This window comes from Nostoc sp. (assembly GCF_036917095.1).
Taxonomy (GTDB): domain Bacteria; phylum Cyanobacteriota; class Cyanobacteriia; order Cyanobacteriales; family Nostocaceae; genus Nostoc.
This window is the reverse complement of sequence record NZ_JBALFH010000025.1, coordinates 46081-68718: the sequence shown is the minus strand read 5'-3', so window position 1 is coordinate 68718 and position 22638 is coordinate 46081. Positions and strand designations below refer to the sequence as shown.

The window sequence follows — 22638 nt, the reverse complement described above, 5'->3', positions numbered from 1 at the left end:
ATAGGTAGGTAAGTAGTTTTTACGAGTCAAATAGTTTAGTCTTGTGGTACTATTCGATACTACATATTCTTTATCAGTAATTGGAACTTACTATAATTAAGTTAAGTCAAAACCTATACACTTAAGGATGATTATAAAGATTTGAAACACAAACACCGAGATCCTGATAGAAAGCAAGCAATCACAACGCTTTCTGACGCAGTAAGGTTAAAAAATCTCAGTAAAAAGCCTGATTTAACATTTGTGCTAATTCATCATACTGGAATTAGAAGCAAAAAATTTGACAACAAGATACACCTTGTCCGTAACATAAGAAATAGATGCTGCGAAAAACTCAGATAGGCAGCTTGATATCATGGATAATCCCTATAGAAACTCTGGCTCAGATACAGTCGAATGTTAAATTTATTTTTGAAATCTGACACTGTTAACTTGTGCAAAAACTTGGAGTGCCTTTGTGATTCAATGGAAATCCAACCATACAGGCTTTACAGAACAAATTGTTAGTGGGTCAAACCCCATTAGCACAGTGAAGAGTATCGGTTCAAATCATGTCGTAGGATCGCAAAATTCGGAGAGTTATTCTTTAGGCTTATCTCAAGAAGACCTTATGCTTGAAGATAGTCAAGCATCGTCTTCTTGGATAAAAGCTGATGTTAATTGTGGTGATGAGTCATCGGTCTATAGAACACTACAAGCCAAAGGTTCTAAAGTGAATGGGTTTGATTTAGATCCGCCGAAGGTTTTAGTAGTTGACGATCATGCCGCCAGTCGCATGACTGCTGTTGCCCTCTTGGGGATGGAAGGATACGAAGTGATTGAGGCGGATAGTGGTTCCATTGTTGTCGGATTGGTAACTCAAAAACAACCAGATTTGATTTTGCTGGATGTGATGATGCCAGGAATGGATGGATTTGAAGTCTGTCAATTGCTCAAACAGGATGAGCAGACTAGACTAATCCCAGTGATTTTTATTACAGCGTTAAATGACAGGCGATCGCGCATTCGGGGGATTGAAGTTGGGGCAGATGATTTTCTCACCAAACCCTTCGATCGCGTAGAACTGGCGGCGCGGGTAAAATCCTTAGTGCGGCAGAAGCGTCTGAACGAAGATTTAGACCATGCCGAACAAGTACTATTTTCCATTGCCATGTCCATTGAAAGTCGCGATCCCAATACAGGCAACCATTGTGAACGGCTGGTAAAACTGGGACAAGTTTTTGGTGAATACCTCAACCTCTCACGCTACCAAATTCGAGATTTGATGTGGGGTGGTTATCTCCACGATATCGGTAAGGTGGGTATTCCCGACGCAGTGCTGCTGAAAAAAGACGAACTCACCCCCGCAGATTGGCAGATCATGCAGCAACACGTTTTGATTGGAGAAAAAATTTGCCAGCCACTACGCAGTATGCGCGGTGTAATTCCTATTATTCGCCATCACCACGAGCGCTGGAATGGCACAGGCTACCCTGATAAGCTCAAAGGGGATAATATTCCCTACCTGGCGCAAGTATTTCAGTTAATTGATATTTACGATGCCCTAACCAGCGAACGACCTTACAAAATAGCTTTTTCTTCAGCAGAAGCGCTTTCAGTGATGCAAGAAGAAGCTGATTCCGGTTGGCGTAATCCCAAACTAATGCAGCAGTTTGCAGAGTTTATTCGCTCCTGTGAGAAAAAATGTTAGGGAGTAGGAGTAGGGAATTTTGTCACTGCCGTAATGAGCACGAAATGGTATTATTCTGACTCATTGTATATTTCAGTCTTCTATGATTAGCTGGTATGATTTGAGCCTACATTTAAAAGTACCAACAGCATTAATCACAATTTCACTGATAGCTGATAGCTAATTATGGTAGTTGTAGCAATTCTAGCGGCAGGACGCGGCACACGGATGAAATCACGCTTACCCAAGGTTTTACATTCTTTGGGTGGGCGATCGCTAGTAGAGAGAGTTCTCGAAAGTGTAGAACCACTTTCGCCCTCACGGCGAATCGTGATTGTAGGTTATCAGTCCGAGGAAGTGCAAGCCGCCATGCATTCAATTCCCAGCTTGGAGTTTGTCGAACAGACTGTGCAATTGGGGACAGGTCATGCCATCCAGCAATTACTTCCTCACTTGGAAGACTACACTGGGGATTTGCTGGTACTTAACGGCGATTTACCGTTGATACGCACCCAAACCCTCAAGCAGATGTTACAAACTCACGCCCAAAATCAAAACGCTGCCACTATTCTCACCTCGCACCTACCCAACCCCACGGGCTACGGGCGGGTTTTTTGTAACGATGAAAATATTGTGCAGCAAATGGTCGAGCATAAGGATTGTACTACTGCTCAAAGAGAAAATCACCGGATTAACGCTGGAGTTTACTGCTTCCGGTGGCAAGATTTGGCAAAGGTGCTTCCCCACCTACAGGCAAACAATGCCCAAAAAGAATACTATCTTACTGATGCCGTGACTCAAGTGGGAAAAGTTATGGCAGTGGATGTGGAAGACTATCAAGAAATTCTCGGCATCAACGATCGCCTGCAACTAGCAACAGCATCTGAAATTTTGCAAAGGCGAGTCAAGGAAAAATGGATGCTAGCGGGTGTCACCCTCGTCGATCCTACAAGTATCACTATTGATGAAACTGTAGAATTACAACCAGATGTAATTATTGAACCCCAAACTCACCTGCGCGGAAATACAGTGATTCAAACAGGAAGTCACATTGGGCCGGGAAGTTTAATTGAAAATAGCCAGTTGGCTGAAAATGTCACGGTGCAGTATTCAGTAGTGACAGATAGCACTGTGCAAGCAGGAAGCCGAATCGGCCCTTATGCTCATTTGCGCGGTCATGTACAAGTAGGTGCTGGTTGCTGTGTGGGGAATTTTGTGGAATTGAAAAATACTCAATTAGGCGATCGCACAAATGCTAAACATTTGTCGTATATAGGTGATGCTGTTGTCGGCAATCAGGTGAATATTGGTGCCGGTACAATTACTGCCAATTATGACGGCGTGAAGAAACACCGTACCAAAATAGGCGATCGGACAAAAACGGGTTCCAATAGCGTTTTAGTGGCTCCACTCACCTTGGGAGATGATGTTTACATTGCAGCTGGTTCTACAGTCACAGAAGATGTACCTAATGATTCTTTGGCGATCGCCCGTAGTCGTCAGGTGGTAAAACCAGCTTGGCGCAAAAAGAGCCAATAAAGCGATAATTAAATCATCAGATTAGCTGATTCAACTAAAGGTAAAAGATGAGGAAAACAAAACAACTTACCGCGATTATTGAGCGTGAGGAAAAGGGCTATGTATCACTTTGTCCAGAATTAGATATTGCTAGCCAAGGTGACACTATCGAAGAAGCACGCAGTAATTTGGTTGAGGCATTGGAATTATTTTTTGAGACAGCTGACCCCTCTGAAATCCAAGATCGGCTAATTACAGAAGTCTTTATTAGACGCCTAGAGGTAAGTGTTGGGTAAGCTGGGCGTTCTTTCAGGTGGGGAAGTGTGTCAAATTTTAGAGATGCATGGCTTTGTGCAAGTACGCCAGCACGGTAGCCATATTATGATGCAACAGCGAACAGAAGACTCAACTGTAACCGTTCCTGTTCCTAATTATGACGAGCTTCGTGTCGGTACTTTACGATCTATTATTCGCTAGTCAGGATTGCCACGCGCTCTTTTTGAGGTGAATTAGCAGAAGGTGGAGGTTAAGCAATCTCATGGTTAATTAGGTTCCTAATGCACCCTTATATCTTAATTATTTCACCGCTCAAGTACAATCAAATGGTTTGTATGGTTTTAGCTTGTCCCATTTGAGTCATCAGAGCAAGACAAAGACAATTTAGTATGGAAGAACTGCTAGAACTTAGGCAATTTCTAGAACAAGGCAAAATCCATGAGGCGTTGCTGTTGGTGGATGAGTTAGAAGAAATGAGCCTTAGTGACAAAATCAATAAAATTGATAGTTATGGTGTGATTCTTCTCATCCATTTAATTAAACAAAAGGCCGAAAAACGTTCTACTCGCTCTTGGGATGTTTTTATAGAAAATATGGTGCGTGAAATCGATAAAATAAATAAGCGCCGCAAATCCGGTGGTTTTTACTTGAATCAAGCAGAATTAATCGATATTCTGCAACTAAGATATCAAGTAGCACTGAAAAGAGCGGCGCTTGAAGCTTTTGTTCGCGCAGCGTTCCGCAGGAAGGGGCGTTATGAAGCCCAAGAATTAGCTGCAATGGTTGACCAGTAAGAAACTTTAGCCGAAGCACTAGAACTGATTCAACAATAGCCAATTAGTTCGTTGCCAGTCCATTCCAAGGTGTCGCCAATTTTTTCGCCGTCGTGGTAGGCGGCGAGTAAAATTTCGCTAGTTTTTCCCCAAGCGATCGCTCCACTAGCATCTAAGGCGATCGCTCCTAAATCCCGTTTGTTCTGGTGCGCTTCTCCAAAGGATCGCTGCATCGCCTCCTTCAGGGACATCCCATCAGTGACACGTACTACAATCCGGGGAGCTAGACACTCATCGATGATATCTTCCCCAATCCCAGTACAGCTAACACCAGCATTACTAGTCGCATAATTACCTGCTGGCATCGCCGAATCACTTACCCTGCCAATCCGCTCAAATCCTTTACCACCAGTAGAAGTGCCAGCAGCTAGCTTACCAGATGCATCTAAAGCTACTACACCGATGGTGCCGCGTCCAGCATTACTGGTTTCTAGCAGTTCGGGTTCTGCTACCACGCCAGCCATTGCGCTTTTAAAATTATCCTGGCGCTCTTGTATCCACTCTTGTAACCGCAAATCAGTTAAAGCGTTATAGCTGGGAAGTTGCATTTCCCGCGCCAACTCAGCCGATCCGAAATCTGATAGCACTCGGTCTGGCGAGTTTTGTAAAAATTGTGCCAACTCAATGGGATTTTTCACCCGCGAAATATTAATTACACCACTAAACCGCCCGAATGCGCCATCCATCAGGGAAGCACTCATGCGAATTTGCCCATCAGATTGTAGTACTGAACCAGTACCAGCATTAAAGCGGGGGTTATCTTCGAGCATTTGACAACCATGCACTACTGCCTCAGAGGCAGTTGCTCCGCATAATAGTAGAGAATAGACTTCTTCTATTACTGTATGGAGCGATCGGCGCACTGCCTCCAGTCCTCCCTTACCGTGGAGAGAACTACCAGCCCCCCCATGAATAATTAATTTAGGTTGCACCTGTGACTCCATTAATCCCTTGCGCTATTTGCGTCTGTATTGCGGTTAGTTTCATTTTGAGCTTCAGAACGGCGACGACGACAACGTTCTGAGCAGTATTTCACATCGTCCCAACAATCTTGCCACTTTTTACGCCATGTGAAAGGACGTTGACATACCGGACATATTTTTGTCGGTAGGTCAGATTTAGAACGAACACGTCCCATATAAATACTGTGTATACGAGAATTTGATTTCTGAGAGATGGAAAATAATTATAACCAGTTTGCTAGGAAGGGAGGATATTTTCGGAGAATAAATATTTTGTCAATCTATCTTTAGAGTTTTTTTTACTCCTCTCCTACAAAACTTACGCACAAGTAACGAAAAAGCTGGCTTCCCGTTCGTGTGGCGTCTCCGTCAAAAGAAGGATAAGAGTACCACAGAGGACGCAGAGAACACGGAGGAATAAGAGTTTGTAGTAAGCACTTCAGTGCTTAAAAATCCAGGACTAAAGTCCTTACTACGAACTTATTTAGTTCTCAAATTTAATGGGACAGAATAATAGCCTAATTCAGAGGGTTATAGTCTGAAAGTAGACGATCTAAAAGCTTAACTTCGTAAGGATTTAAATCTGAAGCAGATGTTCCGAATTCCTGTAATTTATGGTAAATTAAATCACGTTCAAATGTTTCAATACGTTCTTTTAAGTCTTCATAGAGTTCCTGAGAAGTAAACTCAGTTGCTAAAGCTAAGGTAATTTGTTCTCTATCTTTACCAATTGACCGACTCTTAAATTGATAATCACCTTGCGAATGCTGGGATAGTAGCCCAAGAGCGATCGCTAAAATCACCGTCTGATAAGCTAGTTTTAATTCTCTACCAGAACCAATTTCCTCTGGGATTAAATCAGGAATGTTTTCGTCTTCATCGATTTGTTCGCTCTGAGTCCGCTCATAGCAGTCCCGATAATACTCAATTTGACTGAGAAAATAAGCCGGAAAGCCCAAGGAACGAGTCAAAATACACAGCCTTTGCTCATCTTCAGCTACTAAGGCGCTTAAACTACGACTAAATCGGCTGTAAAACGCAAAAACTTGTTCTTTATCTTTTGCTCCCACCCAGAGGGTAATCTCCCGTTGAGAAGTTGGGTTTAAGTTAGTGTCAATATCTTGAATTCGCAGCAACAAATTAGCGTTATCATAAAGTTGATTCAAACGCAAATTAGCTGTATTGGTGGCAATTAAGTCTGATTGCTTTAATACTTCGCCAATAGATAAATTACCCAATTGCTCGAACTGCTGACGAGCAAAGGGTATAAGTTGATTCTGAAATTCTTCAGTAGAAATTTTCCACGACTGAGAACGGCTAACCTGTTCCTGAGTAAACTTCTCTGTCGGTAATGTGGAAAGGAAACTTTGGTAATAAGCATCAATATCTGCATCAGTCAGAACTGTCAGCCGAATTTCGGAGAACTTTGTGGTAGCTCGATCGCGTTGAGCAACCAAATTATTGTATATCTCAGAGAAATCAGACAGAGTTTGACGTAAGGTTTCAGTTCTTTGTTTAGCTGTTTTAATCAAATAATTTAACGCCTCGACACGGAGGTTTTGGGCGTATAAATCGTACTCTAACTTTAATTGTTCGTTATAACTGCGACGTAATTCTACGGCGGTTGCTTTAATAGTGCTTTCTAGACGTTTAATTTGTTTCTGAACCTTCTGAATGCGATCGCGAATATTAGTGCTGTACTTGAGCCAAACAACGCCTAAGTAAGTCAAAATTGTTACCGCAGTCCAAAGCAGATAAGTAACTAAGTTAGCCCAAAACTTTTGCAATAACAGCCATAGCGTTGATTGACTGAAAATTCCGGTTAGAATCAGCAAGGCTAATAAAGCACCAGTAACCAAAGTAGGATAAACGATCAGATACTGCGATCGAAAACGGTTTTCTTCCGTTAGCAGTTCATCTAAATTATCTGTAGCTGTTTCAAGTTGATTTTCAATCGCCGTTAAGTGATTCTGAGCGACAACGATCGCAGCTTGGGCTTGTTCACGAGCGCGAGCGATCGCCATAAACCGAATTTGTCGGGCTTTTTCGATTTCGGCATTTAACACTTGACGATAGTCATTAACTGCTGTTTCTAGCTGTTTCTGAGTTGTTTGTAGCTCTTGCAGTTGTTCTTCAGATTTTCTTTCAGCTAAACTATCTTGTAATTGTTGCTGCCGCAATCTTAAGGATAGAACTTGGTTAAGCAGCTTTTGAGTGTCTTCTCGATCAATTGTTACCTGCAATCTTGAGTCGAGAAATGCTTCAGCCGTTCGCAGTTCTGTAACCAGATTCTGGGATTGATCGCCAATGGCATCTGTTTGGAGTTCCAAATACAAGAAGGTCAATATGTTTAATAGCCTAACTCCTTCATTTAAGCCTCTAGGTGTAGCATCAACATAGCTATTTATGCTGCGATCTAGGAAGCTGGTGAGGTTTCCTTGTAGTTGTTTACAACACTTTTCTAACGTGCGCTTATAAGAAAGTAGCTCTTTATTTTCAAATTGCCGATAAGCACGTTGCAATTCCATCCCATATTCCCGCGCCATTCCTGCCTGAATATCAATACGCGGATTAAAATCTTGCCAAACTGGTTTGCCGTTGTCTCGTTCTAATTGCAGAAAAGTATTACTGAAATCTTCGCTGAGAACAAATCCTTTGGCATCTAATAGGCATTTGCGACTTGCTTCGGGAGTGAATTCTGCCTTCGGTAAAAACTGCTCCCTGATAATATCGGCGGCAAAGGCAGCACTCAAACGGTTAATAGTTGTTTCTCCTGCAAAAAACAATTCTCCATAACCAAATGAACTATAGGCGGGTATTTTTCCCCGTACTTTTTGTGCGCCAAGCAATAAGCCGCTGGTTTCCGGTTCCACGGTGAGAAAACCTGCCAAAGCATCAGCATAGCTAGGCAAATTATCGCTCAGTCCTCCAATTCGCTCATCCATCAGCCAGCAGTTATCAAAAGGTGGTACTTTTTGACTACCTGTAATTACAACCCCACTGGTCATTTTGTAATCTAACTCTTTCAGGAAGGCGTAAGCAGCACCGTAATCAGCAGTTGTGGCTTGGGTAAATAACCCTGGCAGTAGCAATAAAGCTTCTAAGCTGTAAGGAATATCTGTAAAGTATTTAGAGAATAGCCAACGAATCAAGCGTACTATTTCAAAAACTACTCCCCTAGCAAATTGATTGCTGGCTGATAGCATGAGATATACTCGATGCGTGCTGCTGATTTCCACTCCTTGGCGTTTCGCTGCGATCGCTTCTTTTGATTGACTAGCTGTTTTCAATAATTCAATCAGTGCAGTTTGCAGTTCGCCTGTCGCGTCGCTGAACTGGGTACGGATTTTGGAGACATAAGCTTGTTTACTATGAGTTTGAGCCAGATCAAAACTCGTGTCAGCAAACTGATCTAACTCGCCACTAAAGCCAAAAGTTTGACCATCCCAAGTTAAGTTATAAGTTTGGATTAAACAGGTTTGATCGGCTGGAAATTTTTGCAGTTGCCGTTTAATGGCTGTACAAAAAGCGGCACTGTGAGGATCGAGTGCAAGTAAAATAGTTGGTTTTGGCATGGGGACACTCTCAGAGTGCAAACTATAGGGCTAAATAATTGGCGTTGGGGACTTCCAAGAAATAAACGAACCACAGAGACACAGAGAACACAGAGGAATAAGGACGGAGAGAGTTTTTTTTGCCAGTTTTTTTATTTGGAAGTCCCTTGCAGAACAGTGGGATAAATTGGGGCAAGCAGGGGGTGAATTTTGGAAGTTGCTAAATAATCACATCTAAATCTTCTAGGTAAGCTTCAATTTCCTGGATTTCCATTTCTACCTGTTCTTGAATCTGGGCATCAACCTTGCCATCTTTTAAAACCTGATTGAGGTGATTGATGTAGTTTTGCAAAGTAGATTTGGCTTTTTCTTGGTCTTGGTGGGTAATCCGCTCAACTTTGTCAGAAATTTCCTTGACTAGAGGCAAGTTACTTTTGAAAGCTTTAAATGCTGATTTGCGATCGCTTCCCAATGGCAAAACTCCGCCCTCTAATCTTTTCGCTTGTTCTGTAGAAACAAAATATTTTTTACTCTGATTGACAACCAATTTATAAGGATCGGGTGCCAGCGCTAATGCAAACCAACGCAACGCCCCACCGTCGTCTTCTGGAGGAATTAAATTAGCTAAGTTTGTCCAATTGCGATGTAAGTGTTTGAAGACTTTATTCGGATCTAGGTAAGCTGACTCCAGTTCCTTCATTCCGTTGAAGGCAAATAAGGGAACACCGACTTCCACCCGAAACAGCATCACCTTATGAGGTTCACCTGTCGGTACGAAAGAAGGATTATTATTTCCTTTAGGCAAGCGATTAGAAAGAGGTGGATCGCTAAAAATTGTGTTGTTGCTCTCTACTCCGTAGTAATAAAATTCTGTGATTAAGTGTTGCTGTTGAATAGGAATTTCCGATACTTCATATTGCCAAAGGGGAACTGCAAGTTTGCCAAGTTGTTGCAAATCTTGCCCCGCATCTTCGGGATTACTATCTGCTAAAACCTGCTCAACAGTCATGCTGGTGAGAGGATAATAAGCTTCATCGACAAATTTCAGAATTTCGTTCTTGACATCTTCAGCTTTTTTCTCAGACCAATTGGTTAAAGTTTGAGACTGTTCTCGATGCCAACGGATAAAATCTTCGCCAGCAACTTTGGGACGTTTCGATTGCAGATTGATGCGCTGAATGGTGTGAATAAAAGGATTATCGTTACTTCCTTGACGATTGACCTCGTGATAACTCTGTTCTATATCTCGATAAACTTTATCTAAGTTGCTGTGTAGACGCTGACACTTTTCCTGGATTTGCTCTACCTTTGCCCGCAGTACACCATAGAGTTCAGCCGCTTTATCACACCGTTTCCAATGTAAATAAGTCTTCCACTTTTGGTCAGCCCGTTCTTTATATCTCTGACAAGCTGCTTGGATCGTGTTTTTATTTGGGAACCAAGTTTCTGCAACTTCTTTAATCTTTTCTTCTTGTGGTTCTAATTTCAAAGCATTGAAACTGGATTGTGCCTCTTGCGATTTCTGCTGCACACTTTGCTGTAATACGTCTAATTTTTGGGAAAGTTTGCTCAAAAATTCCAAAACATAAGCTAGCCCATTGGGACGGTTAAGACCGCGTTCCCAGAAAGTTGCGATCGCAGCAGATGCAGTCTGCTCTAAGCGAGAAAAACTCAATCCCAGTTCTTGAGCCGTCCGTTGTTCAAATTGATCTAACTGCCGTTTGTAGAGTTCTTTGATGGTTGGCAAAGCTGTGCGATCCTGACGGATTTCGCCAATTCTAAATTCGGGTTTCATCTGTCCACCGCGATCGCTTTCAGTCAACGCATTTAGGAGAGTAGTAGCTTCTGCTAATTTGCAATCTTCTAAAAATCGGGTAATGTCGCTTTCTAAATCCAGTGTTGCGGTAGATGCCATTAACTCATTCTTCAGCAAGCTTTGAGCATCCTCTAATTTCATCCGCTCGTATTGCTGTACTGGCAGAGTCAGGGTAGCAAAGCCAAAACTACAGTAATTGATATTGCGTCCTCGAACTTTTTCACCAGTTGCCAGATAAGCGCGAATATTATCAGCAACGTTTGCAGCGTCTAGACCGATTTGAGAACCAATCTGGATGTACAAGCCATCTGCAACTAAATTTTGCAAATCGTCAGGACGACCAACTACAGTCCCATTTTTGTTAACCCCGTCAATTAAAAATACAGCGTCAAAGGGAGGGCGATCGGCTTTGATTTTTTTAATGCCATAATCAATCTCAATACTATTAGATGGTGACAATCCCCAAAAGTGTTCGATTTCTTTGAGAGCGCCATAAGCATTAGACTTCACCAAGTGAGTTTGGGGAATATTGGCAAACACTCTCGGTAAAACAAATACGCCTGTAATATTAGAAAAATTATTGAGATGTTCTCGTGTTAAAAAAGCCGTATCTAAGAATGTGCCACTGCCCGTTCCACCAGCCAAACTGCCAACAATAAAAACTTCGACACCATCCCGACTGGAAACTTGAAAGTTATCTGAAAATGCTTGTTTACTAGTGCGAATTTCGCGGACAGCATTGATTGCTTGAGCAATTAATGCGTCAATATCGCCTACTTTCGCAAACAAAGCGAGCCGTCCCCGTGCCCGAATCTGTCCGGCACCACTGATCAAGCTGGCTGCGGAAATGTCTCTAGGCCACCATTCAGCGATGTGGTCGTTACGTGTTAGCGGTAGGGGATTTGCGACAGAAATTGCATAAAGTTCATTAGGTTCTAAGATAACCTTGGTGCCATCAGGTGATTTTTCTCGTTCTTGGATATTTTCAGTAGTATCAATAGAAATAAAACGAATAACTTCTGGTACTGAGCCGTAAACATCTATAAATCGCTTTTTGAGTTTGAGTACAACTTCATAACCCGTTCCTCCTAGCCCGATAACAACGGTAGGACGAAAAACAACCGTGGGACGCACAACCGTGGGACTTAACATTCACTTTCCTGTGATATTATTCAAAAGTTTGTCTGCCCACTGCTTGTCTCAGAGGGTCTTTGGTGTTCAATCCAGTTAAATTGCAACTTAACGTTGCCAATCTCGATGATGTCCTCGTTGAAGAGTTCATCTGTATTTATCTTTTTAGTATTGACAAAAATTACACCTTTCAAACACCGCAAATCTATATTCTTTTTGCCTAACCGCCAAACTGTGACTAACTCGGCATCAGAATTTGTCGTAGCGATAGCTGGTATCAATTCACTCAGGCATACTCTACCCTTGTGTAGGTTAGTGAGACTAATCTCTTCGTCTTCCGATGATTGTGGCAGTGGTTCTAGCACTACCAACGCTCCTTCTAAGCGTTTACGGTTGCGGAAATCTTCGGCTAATTCCAAGGGAGTTTTGCGTTGAATCAAACAAATTACTATTAGGGCGATTAACAACACCAACAGCACTAAGAGCAACCAAATAACTATTTTCCGCCATAGGGGCATCAAAATATACAGATGAGCTTCTGCACTTACAGGATTAGCAATTGAGTTATCGGGCTTCACGACTAAGGTAAAGGTGCGATCGCCTGCAAAACTGCTATCAGTAATCTGCAACTGCACAGGAATTCTACTTTCTCCTGGTTGTAAGGATATGGCTGCTGAAGGCTCTGCTATAGAAACGTCTTTGGAATTGCCTTGTAGTTGTAAGCTAGCTGTTCCAGATATATTGGTGCGAACTACAAAAGTTTGGGTTTCAGTGGTTTTTCCTGCTTCTATTGAGCCAAAATCTATCTTTGTCGGTTGTATTTGTAGTTGTGACTGAATGGTTACAGGGAGGTCAATTTTAATTGGTGCGATCGCTTGATCTGCACTTGTCAACACCAAGCGCAAGCTACTAGCGCCTCCCTTTGCCTCCGGTGGTATCTGTAAACGCACAGGAATGGCTGTTGCTTGATTAGCAGCTAAGTTGATGGTGCGATCGGGTGAAATTAAGCGAATACCACTTTGCTGAGGGTCTTCCAGTTGCAAACTTACCTTAGCATTGACATTACTAATACCATTAATATTGAGCGGTTCAGTAGTTGCTCCCGGTGATACTGGCGGTAAGTTGGTAGTAGGGAAGTTAACATCAAGTTTGGGTTTAATAAGCGCTGGTCGGATATTTTGAGCCAGTTGGTTTAACTGAACTCCTCCAGGATCTCGCAATACCTGCCCCTTACCACAAAGCGCTGGATTGCTAGCAAAGTCATTCAGTTGCTTTTCGTGTTCTTTTAATCCTAAAGACACAAAAAATATGTAGGGTTTGCATTGTTGCTCGCGTAGAAATTGGGTATTACCAGGAATAGAAACAGGATTAGGAATACCACGCACATCTTCTAATCCGTCCGTCAAAAATACTATACTAACAGTACGACCAAGAGCATCAGCACGTTTATTTAACAGAGCAGAATGTTCTAAAGCCTTTTGTACAGCCTTCCCTGTATGAGTACGCACACCCTCAGCTTGAAGTGCGCTAATTATTTGTTTGAGTTTACCTCTGTCTGGATTACTGTTAATAGTGATATCATTGGCGTTTAGGGTGACATCTCGATCGAAGCTATAAATAGTAACTGTATCGCCTAATCTAGCCGTGTTAACAAATTCAGTAATAGAATTTTTTACTGGTTCAAAAATATTTTTTGTTCCACCTACACCACGCATTGAAGCAGAAGTATCTACTACTAAAATCCAGTCAATTCCTCCTTTTGGAGTAGTCTGAGCAGATGCACCACACAAGTTATAAATTGATATTAGAGCCAAAAAAATAATGCTTTGGATTGAACTAAATTTCAACCAAAGCTTGAAGTATCTAAAATTCATTGATAGATTTCTCCAGACAGATAATTTTTATATTGAGCTTTCTCAAAGCGGTAGATTAAGAATTGAGATTTAGTTCTCTTGATGTTTGTAAATATTTTTTGATAGTATCTATATACTTCTCTTGGCAGTTTTGTAATAAATAAACTAAAAATTCTAATCTGATGAATTGATTCCATTTTTTTATCTACTAAATCTAGGATAAATCTGCTATTTAAATTCAAGAAACAATATAAAAGTTTGAACAAGTATGTAAACAAATCTATTATATATTATTAATAATCCCACTTATCGAATGTGATAATGCCATTTAACCAATAAATAGTTAACCTCCGATAAAAGCGCTAAAATTGCTAATATTTTTTGCTTTAATCATATTTAAAAATGGATTTTATAGAAAAGTTACACAAACTTTGAATGACTAATTATTTTTTTTAATTAAAAAAGATAAATGGTGCTAATCAGCATTTTATCAAGTTATATGTTAACTACTATTTTCAAAATTGTCACGTTTTTTTGTAGACATTAAAGTTATCAAAAGCTACCAATTTAATTTATCGAGTCAGTAAATATATACAAAATAGTTGAGAAAATTGGCAAAATAATTTTATATTTCCGTTTAATTAGCCTTGACAGTGACAAGGAGAAATTGTTGATGCTTGTAGTTATAGCAGTTTCCAAATAATTAACCACATCAAAGTAGTACAAATTGACTGCTATAACGTGCGGGAAGGTAAGCGCATTTGCGTTTAAATTTCAACCCTCAATTCGTCCCGATTTTACACAAAGCTACACTAAGAATCATGACCAACTAAGGGCAACAACAAGCGGCTAACTACCCGATTATCTGGTAATTGATAGAAATTCAACTCTCCTCCCAACTCCTGCACAAGGTTTTGGCAAATGAGCAGATGTAAACCTGGTGGTTGGTCGAGATTGGAGGGAGCCAGCACATCTTTAGGTGTATTTTGATGTAGTTCTGTGAGTAACTGTGGTTCGATCGCACCGTTGTATGTAATCGACAGTTCTAGCGATGTCTGATGTTCATCTCCAGTGCTTGCAGAAGAATGCTTTGCGTCTACCTTTTTAGATGCATCTAAACGGCGACACCAAATATCAATTCTGCCTCCGGCTTGAGAACGGTTACAGGCGGTAAGCAATAATTCATGGATAACTAACTCAATTTTGACAATATCACCAGCGATCGCCATTGCGGATTTTGCATTGGGGGCAGGAACGCCTCTGGCTAATGAAGAATTCTTGGACGATTCTTGCTCGTCAATTGGTTGTCCCAAACCATGTACGCCAATCCACAGCTTTTGTTGTTTCAGTTCATTTTCGATGCGTTCGAGCGATCGCTTCAGTAAACTGGCTATGGACATAGTTTCCCAACTGATATGTAACTGCCAATGCTCAAGTTTTAGCATTCCACTCATAGAGGTAACTGTGTGGTCTAACTGCCGCAGCAATAGCTGGTACCGCATCTGAGTCAGTTCGTTAGCAGGAATACCCAAATCATGTATTTGTTTAAGGGATAGTGCCGTTATTCTTTGAATTTCCTCTAAGCGACGATGTTTGTACCAGTTGAGTTGTCGTAATTCTTCTGTTGTGGATTCTAGAAGTCGGGTAATTTGCTTTTCACGACGCCACCAGGCTAATTGAGCAATTAAAGTTGCTGTTGCAATGAGGCTTTGTTCTGACCAGCGACGCTCTTGATAATCTGCTAACAATACTACACCTGTAGCTTCATAAACAGCATTGGTACGTAATGCCATCAGAAAAATTTGACCTTTGTCTGGAACACTCAACCATTTCCGGGTTTCCGGGGGTAAATTATCTACCTTCAAAGTCAGATAACTTTCCGTAGCAAGTGCCCACTGAATTAAGGCTTCAGCCTGGATAGGAAGAGATGCATCGGAAAAAATCCCAAATAGACTATTGTCAATCACTCCAGGAATAATTTCTGCCCGACTTTCACCAGGCGACCAGGATAGCAGTAGCGCTAGGGGACAGCCCAAAATTGATGCTATTTGTTCGAGTGCTGTATGTTCTAAATGCTTTTTTTCAACCTCGATGCTGTTCTGGGATTGTGTCAGGATGCGTAGGCATTGCTCAAATGCCTGGGAAACTTTTTGCTGCTGGGTAGTGCGGTTATGTAATTGCCACTGACGAACAATTACACCAATCTGCTGACTAACAGCCCAGAGTAATTCTTTTTCCAGAGTTGTCCAAGAACGATGGGCTTCGTGAGCGATGACCAAAAGTGGCGCTGGTGTATGACTGTGAGTGCATTTACAAATAAGTAGCGATCGCACACCATTTTCTAATAAAGAGGGACGCCAATTAAAAAAGCGTAAATCTTCATCTAAGTTCTCAATTTCCACCGCTTGAGTTGAACGTTGCAAAAGCTCTTCATCTAATTCTTTGAGAGTATGAAGACTAAATGCAAAGGATCGGCGATTATGGGGCTGACTTTGGTAAATAAATTGATAATTATTCTGCTCGGGGTCATACTGTAACAGCAAAAAGCGGGTGGCAGCTAATCGAGCTAAAACTCTTTTAGCACAGCTATTTAAAGTTTCCTGAAGGTCATGTTCGCTATAAATACCTTGGGCAACTTGGCCAGTCAGTTGGGCATCCTCTTGAATCTGTGCGATCGTGCTTTCCATGCTTTCGGTAGATGCAACCATAGAAATTAAGCCAGCAGTACCTTGGACAAAATTTCTGTCTGTCTCTGTCCAGATTCGAGGTTCATTGCTTTCCACCGCCAGAAAACCGAGCAAGTTCTTTTGCCAAATAATCGGAGCTGCTAGGAGCGATCGCACCTTCAGCCGTTGCAGTAATTTTGCCGTAAAATGGCTTTTCAGAGAACTGCGTGCATCACCAATCGAGACAATTTGGTTAACTGTCAAAGCATAATAAAAGTCACTCAACTCTTGTACTGTCATTCCCGCTGCTTGCTGGGTGCTAGTATTGCGATCGATTTTCACAAGCTGATTGCTCATCCGACACCAAAAGTAGCGCCCTTCCCGCTCAAACCAATAAACATTTGTCCGGCTGGGCGAGACAAATTTATGAGTTGCTTGCACTGCTGCTTCAAGTCTTTGATTAAGGTTAGGGAGGGTGCGTAAATTTTCTAGCAATTCTAATAATGGCTCGTCGCTTCTCTTGGTTTGCTTGTGGTGCAAATCCATCTCTTTTTGATAAAGCACTGCCCCCAGTTCGCCTAAAACCATCATCAAACGTGCTTTTGCTTCCCCTGTGAGTAGGTAGCCCCAGCGTTCTGAACCCAGTAACAACAAACCCAAGCAACGGTCTTTATAGCGAATTGGTAAAATAATCGTTCCCTGGATGTGGAATTTTTCGGCAATTTTTCGCCATTCGGCAGCGCGGACTTCAGTTTGTAAATCAGCCACGCCTAAAGGATGCTGTTCAATTACTACTTGCTCTAATAAATCCCCAGGACTAAGAACAACTCTTTGCCGTAAAAAGCTCGTGTCACGATCGGGTGTGATGCCTCCTTTACCGAACAATATGTGATTCAGGCGATCGTAAAGAGCAAGCCAAATCAGGCTGTAGTCAAATTGTTCCTTGAGATAAGAAATAGTAGTTTCAATCAGAACTTCAACATTATCTTCTTCCCTAAGGCTCTGGAGGACTCGCCCCAATGAGAGGATCTGCTGTTCGGCGGCTATAGGTTTTTGCGGCTGCCCCATCTGATTTATTGGTTAACATAACTTGTAATATATAAGATGCCCAGAAAAGCACCCTGAGTAATATTGCCACAAGTGTTTAATATTGAACCTGGACAGCTTAATAGGAAATTAAGCTAATCAACATTCAAATTGCATTCCTTATCTTTGCGTCTTTCTAGCGATTTGAACTATGCAACTTAATATAGCTGCCTCCTGAATGTTTAACTCAGATTAAATAACTTTTGCATGAAGTATCTTTTATGACCAAGTGGATAATTTTCTTGAAGAGCAAATACACTGTAGCCTTGAGATTCATAAAATTCCTTAGCTTGAAAGTCTAATGTCTCAAGATGAACCCCTACACAGTTTTGCTTTTGACCTTCTTTTTCAGCAATTTTAAGGATGTTGCTTCCAATCCCTTTGCCGCGTAAGTCTTCTTGAACAACTAGAACTCTGATATAAAGCCAATTGCAACCGATTTCACCCAAAACTCCACCAACAATCAAACCTGATTCATCTCGTGCAAAAACTGCTACAGGTTCCCACTCCGATAACGTAAAAAAATGTTGATTGAACTCGCGAATCATTTGGATGACGGTCATCCGATCCTGCTGAGTTACTTCCTGTTCTACTTGAACTGTAATCATCCTGATTTTTTCTGGCTAAGGTTTTGACTAATACTCATTGCCCACTCCTACAGAATTACGGAGTGAATTCTGACACCTTAGCGGAGCTTTCCTTGTTCTGCCCCTGACTTGTGAGTTTTTCTTTATAAAAGCTAATGGATATTTATAAATTTGCCATTCGTCCGCTTTTGTTCAATGTGGTAAAAACCGATTCAGAGTGGTTACACCAGCAGACGATTCGCAGTTTTAATTTGCTATCGCAAACCCCTGCAAGTTGGGTAAACCAACGCCTAAAGCATTCCTTATGTCTATACGATTCCCGCCTAGAACAAAATTTGTTTGGGCTAAACTTCCCAAATCCTGTAGGGTTAGCAGCTGGTTTCGACAAGGATGGAGTCGCTGCCGGTATTTGGTCTAACCTGGGTTTTGGTTTTGCAGAACTAGGAACTGTAACTTTTCACGCACAACCGGGAAATCCCCGTCCCCGTTTGTTTCGCTTGCCGTTGGACAAAGCTGCTCTGAATCGGATGGGCTTTAATAATCGCGGTGCAGCAGCAATGGCGGCACTTTTGGCACAGCAAAAGCAGAAGTTAACCCAGTCAATACCTATAGGGATAAATTTGGGGAAATCTAAGGTAACTCCCCTAGAAACAGCCGCCCAAGATTATCTCGATAGTTTTCGCTTACTCAAGGATTTGGGAGACTATTTTGTTGTTAATGTCTCTTCGCCAAATACGCCAGGGTTGCGATCGCTCCAAGATGCTTCTATGCTCAGTGCCATCTTAGATTTATTACGACAAGAAAACACTACACAAAAACCCATTTTTGTCAAGATAGCGCCAGATTTAGAATGGGAAGCGATCGCTGACATTATAACTCTTGCTAAAACTTACCAACTGGCGGGAATTATTGCCACTAACACCACCATCCGCCGTGATGGACTGAAAACCCAGGTAATTGACCAAACAGGCAAATCACCCCAGGATGAAGCTGGCGGAATTAGCGGTGAACCATTGCGCGATTGCTCCACTGAGGTAATTCGTTTTATTTGGCAGCAAACCCAAGGACAAATTCCGATTATTGGCGTTGGTGGCATCTTTTCTCCTGAAGATGCTTGGGAGAAAATTACTGCTGGTGCTAGCCTGATCCAGGTTTATACAGGCTGGATTTATGAAGGGCCACTGATGGTGCGCCGGATTTTAGCAGGTTTGCTTTCCAAGCTAGAACAAAGCGGATTAAATTCCATCAACGAAGCTGTAGGTTTACAAGCAAAAATTCAAAAATTCTAATTTTGAATTTTGAATTTTGAATTGTTATCCTTCTTCCTCCACTGGGAAAAACTCCTTAGTTTTTTCCGAGAATGTCCAGGCTATACCATCAGGGTCTTTGCTGCGACTCCACTCTGGAAACTCTGGATCGTTTCGCCGTTTATAAACCGTGCTGGAATAGACATTTAGCCGTTTGGCAAGTTCAGATTGAATTAGAGAGCCAAAAATTAACTGTTTTTCCAGCGATCGTTTAGCTTCCTCATGAGTTGTCTGTGGTGGTGATTCGGTTTCTGGTTCCTCCTGTGGGGTTGGTGGTGGTGCTAGGAGCGATCGGGCAGTTTTAGTAACTGGTTGAGCAGGAAGTTCTTTGACAGGCTCACTACTGTCAAGGATATTGCCGAGAATACTGGCAGTTATAAAATAATAAGACTGCCCCGCATCTTCGGAGTTCACTATACTGGCACCAAATTCCGAGGCTTTACTATCCAAGTAGCGTTTTGCCGTTGTTCCAGGAAAATTGCCCCTGATTGCCAAGTCCATTGGCGTAAGTCTGCCTTGATTTTCCCGAACCAACTGATGAAAAATTGGGTTAACTCGAACAGTCCACTGTTGCCATTGATATTCCTGCCAAAGCTTAAAGCCAATTACCAGGAAAATTACCGCCAGTAAAATTCTCCATGTAGTAACCAGGAAAATAATCAAAAACGAGATGGGCAAAAGTAGAACGAGAAAAGCCTTGCCGTTACCTTCTATGGGTTTCTCACTCATGCCGATTTTTGCCAAGTGAATTTTAGGAAATAATATTATATTGGCAAAAATTGAGACACTTTTTTGTATCGTTTGGCAAAGTTGCGGCAAAAGTTTCGGCAAAAGCTTTATTCAGTAAGTGTTATAGGCTTATTACCTTTTTGCTCATACTAAGATTGGTCTGCGATGCCTACGGCGGTAAACTACGCGCAAAAGTTTCTACCAGAGAAAATAAGAGGGTTTTTAACTCAACCAAGAACTCTATAAGTTAGCTTACCAGTCCCTTGACAACAAATAATACATATACTACATTAGTAATACAAGTCAACTTTACTTGATATGTGGTGGGTAGCTCAGTGGTTAGAGCGCCTAAACATCCTTATTCAACCCTTGCCTGAAAAGGCCGACGAATTGAGGGTTATCGCCTGCCAAGCGGGAGGTCGCAGGTTCGATTCCTGCTCCACTACACCAAATAATTTGAGATTTTAAATTCAATCCAAAATCTCAAATCCAAAATTTTTATGTGGCGGGTAGCTCAGAGGTAGAGCGCTAAACATCCTTGTTCACCTCTTGCCTGAAAAGGCCGACGAATTAGGGTTATCGAATAGGGTTCGAGAGGTCGCGGGTTCAAATCCCGCTCCGCTACACCAAATAATTTTGGATTAAATTTAAAATCCAAAATCGTTCGACTGAGCGTAGCCGAAGTCCAAAATTTTCATGTGGCAGGTAGCTCAGTTTGGATAGAGCGCCGAAAAACATCCTTGTTCACACCTTGCCTGAAAAGGCCGACGAATTAGGGTTATCGCCTGTTAAGCCGGATGTCGTGGGTTCAAATCCCGCTCTGCCACCTTTCATTTTTGCCTGCAAAGGCCGGGAGATGAAGCGATGAATTACAATTTTTTCACTAACAAGAAAACAACTACACCCCAAAATCAACCTATCCCCGGACGAGAAGCCGAAATGGTTCAGGGACGTTCCGGCGGCTTTATGTTTGATGCTGGCATTTGGAAGATGCTGCGGCGTTGTCTGTTGGTTGGCACAGCAAAAAGCACTTACTACGCTGGTAAACAGGAATTAACTGAAGATTTTGTGACAGTTGTAAGACTTGCTGTTGCTGAAAATCCCGGTCGTGTAGCAGAAGAAATTTTATATGCTAGCGATGGACGCGCCATCAATAACAGTGCGCCTATATTAGCTTTGGTACTGCTCTCTATGGGTGAAGCACCAGAAGCAAAACAGGCGTTTGGTGAAATCTTCCCGCAAATTGTCCGCACTGGTAGCCACTTCTACGAATGGCTAAACTACACAAAATCTCTGCGGGGATTTGGTAAAGTCGTGCGGGAAGCTGGTAAAACTTGGCTCTCAAGGGAAGATGTCAAGGGTTTAGCTTATCAACTATTGAAATATCAACAGCGTCAAGGCTTCTCCCACCGAGATGCGTTGCGGTTGTTCCATGTCAAACCGCCTACAGAAAATCACCGTCAACTATTTGAGTGGGTAGTTAGAGGCTGGGAAGAATTGCCAGCAGATATCCCCTCAGAAGCGTTGGCGCAGATTTGGTGGTATGAGTGGCTGAAGCGGAATCCTACCCAAACCCATGAAGCTATTTCCCAAGGACGCTTAACCCACGAAATGGCTGCACCTGTGGGCAAAATGGATCGGCAAGCTTGGCAACTGCTATTTCAGGAAATGCCAATAGGTGCAATGTTACGTAACTTAGGTTCTTTAACTGAACTGGGTGTGTTGCGGGCCGATGAAAGCGCCAATTTGCTGCAAGTGGAAGCAGTTCTTAATCGCAGAGAACATCTGCGTAAAGGTCGCATCCATCCGATTGATGTTTTGAAAGCACTCAAAACTTATCAATCTGGTGGGACATTAGGACGCAGTAAGAAAACTTGGAACCCAGTTCCTCGGATTGTGGACATTTTAGAAAAAGCGGTTGAACTGTCTTTTGATGTTGTGCAACCCACACGTAAAGTATTCATGCACGCCGTAGATGTTTCTGGTTCTATGGGTAACTTGGTTGCAGATATGGGACTGACTTGTTGTGAAATTGCCACCACAATGGCATTGGTGACAGCAAAAGCAGAAAAAAACTACATGATTCGCGGCTTTGCTACCGAATTCCGTGAATTGGATATTACTGCTAAAGATAGTTTTAGTTCTGCGGTTCGCAAAGCTAGCAACCAAAACTTTGGTGGAACGGATGCATCGGTAGCTTATGACTGGATGATTAAGAATAAGTTCAAAGCAGATGTAGTCTGCTTTTGGACTGACTCGGAAAGCTGGTCGGGAAATAAGCATCCAAGTCAAGCGTTGAAGCAGTACCGGAAAAAGGTAAATCCTAACGTCAAGGCGGTGTATGTCACCTTGACACCTTACCAAATTACCTTGGTAGATCCTGAAGATTCGCTATCTTGGGATTTGGCAGGGTTCGACCCAGGTACGCCTCGAATCATCCAGATGCTGGCTATGGGTGAATTGTAGATATTGCTGAAGGGTAAAGGATGAAAAACTTTATCCTTCATGCTTCATGGCGGGTTATCCTTGTTCGCAACTTGCCTTTCGGGGACGAAGAATTTAGGGTTGTCGGTTACGTCTCCACCATTGTGGGGATTAGCGGGTTCAATCCCCGCACCCGCCTTTGTTTGATTTAATTTTTGAATGGTCGT

The 22638-nt window shown here is 42.1% G+C and carries 15 protein-coding genes and 3 tRNA genes; 10 read left to right on the top strand and 8 right to left on the bottom strand.

The features are described 5' to 3' along the window. Positions 1-457: 457 nt before the first annotated feature. The 5 genes from V7L01_RS13480 to V7L01_RS13460 all read left to right on the top strand — a co-directional run bounded on the left by V7L01_RS13480 (position 458) and on the right by V7L01_RS13460 (position 4257). Positions 458-1690 carry a two-component system response regulator gene (locus V7L01_RS13480; protein WP_335035480.1) on the top strand — a complete coding sequence of 411 codons (1233 nt, stop codon included), beginning with the start codon at positions 458-460 and terminating at the stop codon, positions 1688-1690. A gap of 165 nt (positions 1691-1855) precedes the next feature. Beyond that, entirely contained in the window at positions 1856-3208 is a 1353-nt protein-coding gene (gene glmU, locus V7L01_RS13475; RefSeq protein ID WP_335035478.1) for a bifunctional UDP-N-acetylglucosamine diphosphorylase/glucosamine-1-phosphate N-acetyltransferase GlmU, read from the top strand. Positions 3209-3255: 47 nt separating this feature from the next. After that, positions 3256-3483 carry a type II toxin-antitoxin system HicB family antitoxin gene (locus V7L01_RS13470; RefSeq protein ID WP_335035476.1) on the top strand — a complete coding sequence of 76 codons (228 nt, stop codon included), beginning with the start codon at positions 3256-3258 and terminating at the stop codon, positions 3481-3483. Then, on the top strand, positions 3473-3664 hold the full coding sequence (locus V7L01_RS13465) for a type II toxin-antitoxin system HicA family toxin (protein ID WP_335035474.1): 192 nt from the start codon (positions 3473-3475) through the stop codon (positions 3662-3664). The genes V7L01_RS13470 and V7L01_RS13465 overlap by 11 nt, the downstream gene beginning before the upstream one ends. A gap of 188 nt (positions 3665-3852) precedes the next feature. Continuing rightward, positions 3853-4257 (top strand): DUF29 family protein, encoded by a 405-nt coding sequence (locus V7L01_RS13460; RefSeq protein ID WP_335035472.1) that lies wholly within the window; start codon positions 3853-3855, stop codon positions 4255-4257. Positions 4258-4286: 29 nt separating this feature from the next. Here V7L01_RS13460 and V7L01_RS13455 read toward each other — a convergent pair whose 3' ends face one another. The 7 genes from V7L01_RS13455 to V7L01_RS13425 all read right to left on the bottom strand — a co-directional run bounded on the left by V7L01_RS13455 (position 4287) and on the right by V7L01_RS13425 (position 17972). Beyond that, on the bottom strand, positions 4287-5240 hold the full coding sequence (locus V7L01_RS13455) for an isoaspartyl peptidase/L-asparaginase (RefSeq protein ID WP_335035471.1): 954 nt from the start codon (positions 5238-5240) through the stop codon (positions 4287-4289). After that, positions 5240-5434, bottom strand: a complete 195-nt coding sequence (locus V7L01_RS13450) for a DUF2256 domain-containing protein (protein WP_094350216.1) — start codon at positions 5432-5434, stop codon at positions 5240-5242. The genes V7L01_RS13455 and V7L01_RS13450 overlap by 1 nt, the downstream gene beginning before the upstream one ends. 342 nt (positions 5435-5776) lie before the next feature. Next, complete coding sequence (locus V7L01_RS13445) at positions 5777-8833, bottom strand: hypothetical protein (RefSeq protein WP_335035469.1); 3057 nt, start codon at positions 8831-8833, stop codon at positions 5777-5779. A 199-nt stretch (positions 8834-9032) separates the two neighbouring features. After that, positions 9033-11780, bottom strand: coding sequence for a tubulin-like doman-containing protein (locus V7L01_RS13440; RefSeq protein WP_335035467.1), 2748 nt, complete (start codon positions 11778-11780; stop codon positions 9033-9035). A 20-nt stretch (positions 11781-11800) separates the two neighbouring features. After that, positions 11801-13573: a vWA domain-containing protein gene (locus V7L01_RS13435; RefSeq protein ID WP_335035465.1), complete on the bottom strand. Its 1773-nt coding sequence runs from the start codon at positions 13571-13573 to the stop codon at positions 11801-11803. Positions 13574-14424: 851 nt separating this feature from the next. Beyond that, a complete protein-coding gene (locus tag V7L01_RS13430; protein WP_335035463.1) occupies positions 14425-17346 on the bottom strand; it encodes a GAF domain-containing protein in 2922 nt (973 codons plus the stop codon). A gap of 200 nt (positions 17347-17546) precedes the next feature. Then, a complete protein-coding gene (locus V7L01_RS13425) occupies positions 17547-17972 on the bottom strand; it encodes a GNAT family N-acetyltransferase (RefSeq protein ID WP_335035461.1) in 426 nt (141 codons plus the stop codon). 134 nt (positions 17973-18106) lie between these two features. Between V7L01_RS13425 and V7L01_RS13420 the strand changes: the two genes are divergently transcribed. Then, positions 18107-19240 (top strand): quinone-dependent dihydroorotate dehydrogenase, encoded by a 1134-nt coding sequence (locus V7L01_RS13420; RefSeq protein WP_335035459.1) that lies wholly within the window; start codon positions 18107-18109, stop codon positions 19238-19240. Between the two features lie 24 nt (positions 19241-19264). Here the strand turns inward: V7L01_RS13420 and V7L01_RS13415 are convergent, their stop codons facing one another. Continuing rightward, the gene (locus V7L01_RS13415) at positions 19265-19987 is read right to left on the bottom strand and encodes a hypothetical protein (protein WP_335035457.1); all 723 of its coding nucleotides are present in this window, start codon (positions 19985-19987) and stop codon (positions 19265-19267) included. Positions 19988-20307: 320 nt separating this feature from the next. Here V7L01_RS13415 and V7L01_RS13410 point away from each other — a divergent pair. The 4 genes from V7L01_RS13410 (at position 20308) to V7L01_RS13395 (ending at position 22453) form a co-directional block, all read left to right on the top strand. Next, positions 20308-20437 (top strand) — tRNA-OTHER (locus V7L01_RS13410). Positions 20438-20489: 52 nt separating this feature from the next. Beyond that, positions 20490-20616, top strand: a tRNA-OTHER gene (locus tag V7L01_RS13405). Between the two features lie 70 nt (positions 20617-20686). Further along, positions 20687-20814: transfer RNA gene (locus tag V7L01_RS13400), tRNA-OTHER, on the top strand. Between the two features lie 37 nt (positions 20815-20851). After that, positions 20852-22453 carry a TROVE domain-containing protein gene (locus V7L01_RS13395; protein WP_335035455.1) on the top strand — a complete coding sequence of 534 codons (1602 nt, stop codon included), beginning with the start codon at positions 20852-20854 and terminating at the stop codon, positions 22451-22453. Positions 22454-22638: the final 185 nt, after the last annotated feature.

Bases quoted from the DNA above. Each gene is read 5' to 3' on its own strand.
- V7L01_RS13440 (WP_335035467.1), bottom strand. From the start codon at position 11,780: ATGTTAAGTCCCACGGTTGTGCGTCCCACGGTTGTTTTTCGTCCTACC.
- V7L01_RS13425 (WP_335035461.1), bottom strand. From the start codon at position 17,972: ATGATTACAGTTCAAGTAGAACAGGAAGTAACTCAGCAGGATCGGATG.
- V7L01_RS13395 (WP_335035455.1), top strand. From the start codon at position 20,852: ATGAATTACAATTTTTTCACTAACAAGAAAACAACTACACCCCAAAAT.
- V7L01_RS13470 (WP_335035476.1), top strand. From the start codon at position 3,256: ATGAGGAAAACAAAACAACTTACCGCGATTATTGAGCGTGAGGAAAAG.
- V7L01_RS13460 (WP_335035472.1), top strand. From the start codon at position 3,853: ATGGAAGAACTGCTAGAACTTAGGCAATTTCTAGAACAAGGCAAAATC.
- V7L01_RS13430 (WP_335035463.1), bottom strand. From the start codon at position 17,346: ATGGGGCAGCCGCAAAAACCTATAGCCGCCGAACAGCAGATCCTCTCA.
- glmU (WP_335035478.1), top strand. From the start codon at position 1,856: ATGGTAGTTGTAGCAATTCTAGCGGCAGGACGCGGCACACGGATGAAA.
- V7L01_RS13445 (WP_335035469.1), bottom strand. From the start codon at position 8,833: ATGCCAAAACCAACTATTTTACTTGCACTCGATCCTCACAGTGCCGCT.
- V7L01_RS13455 (WP_335035471.1), bottom strand. From the start codon at position 5,240: ATGGAGTCACAGGTGCAACCTAAATTAATTATTCATGGGGGGGCTGGT.
- V7L01_RS13415 (WP_335035457.1), bottom strand. From the start codon at position 19,987: ATGAGTGAGAAACCCATAGAAGGTAACGGCAAGGCTTTTCTCGTTCTA.
- V7L01_RS13420 (WP_335035459.1), top strand. From the start codon at position 18,107: ATGGATATTTATAAATTTGCCATTCGTCCGCTTTTGTTCAATGTGGTA.
- V7L01_RS13450 (WP_094350216.1), bottom strand. From the start codon at position 5,434: ATGGGACGTGTTCGTTCTAAATCTGACCTACCGACAAAAATATGTCCG.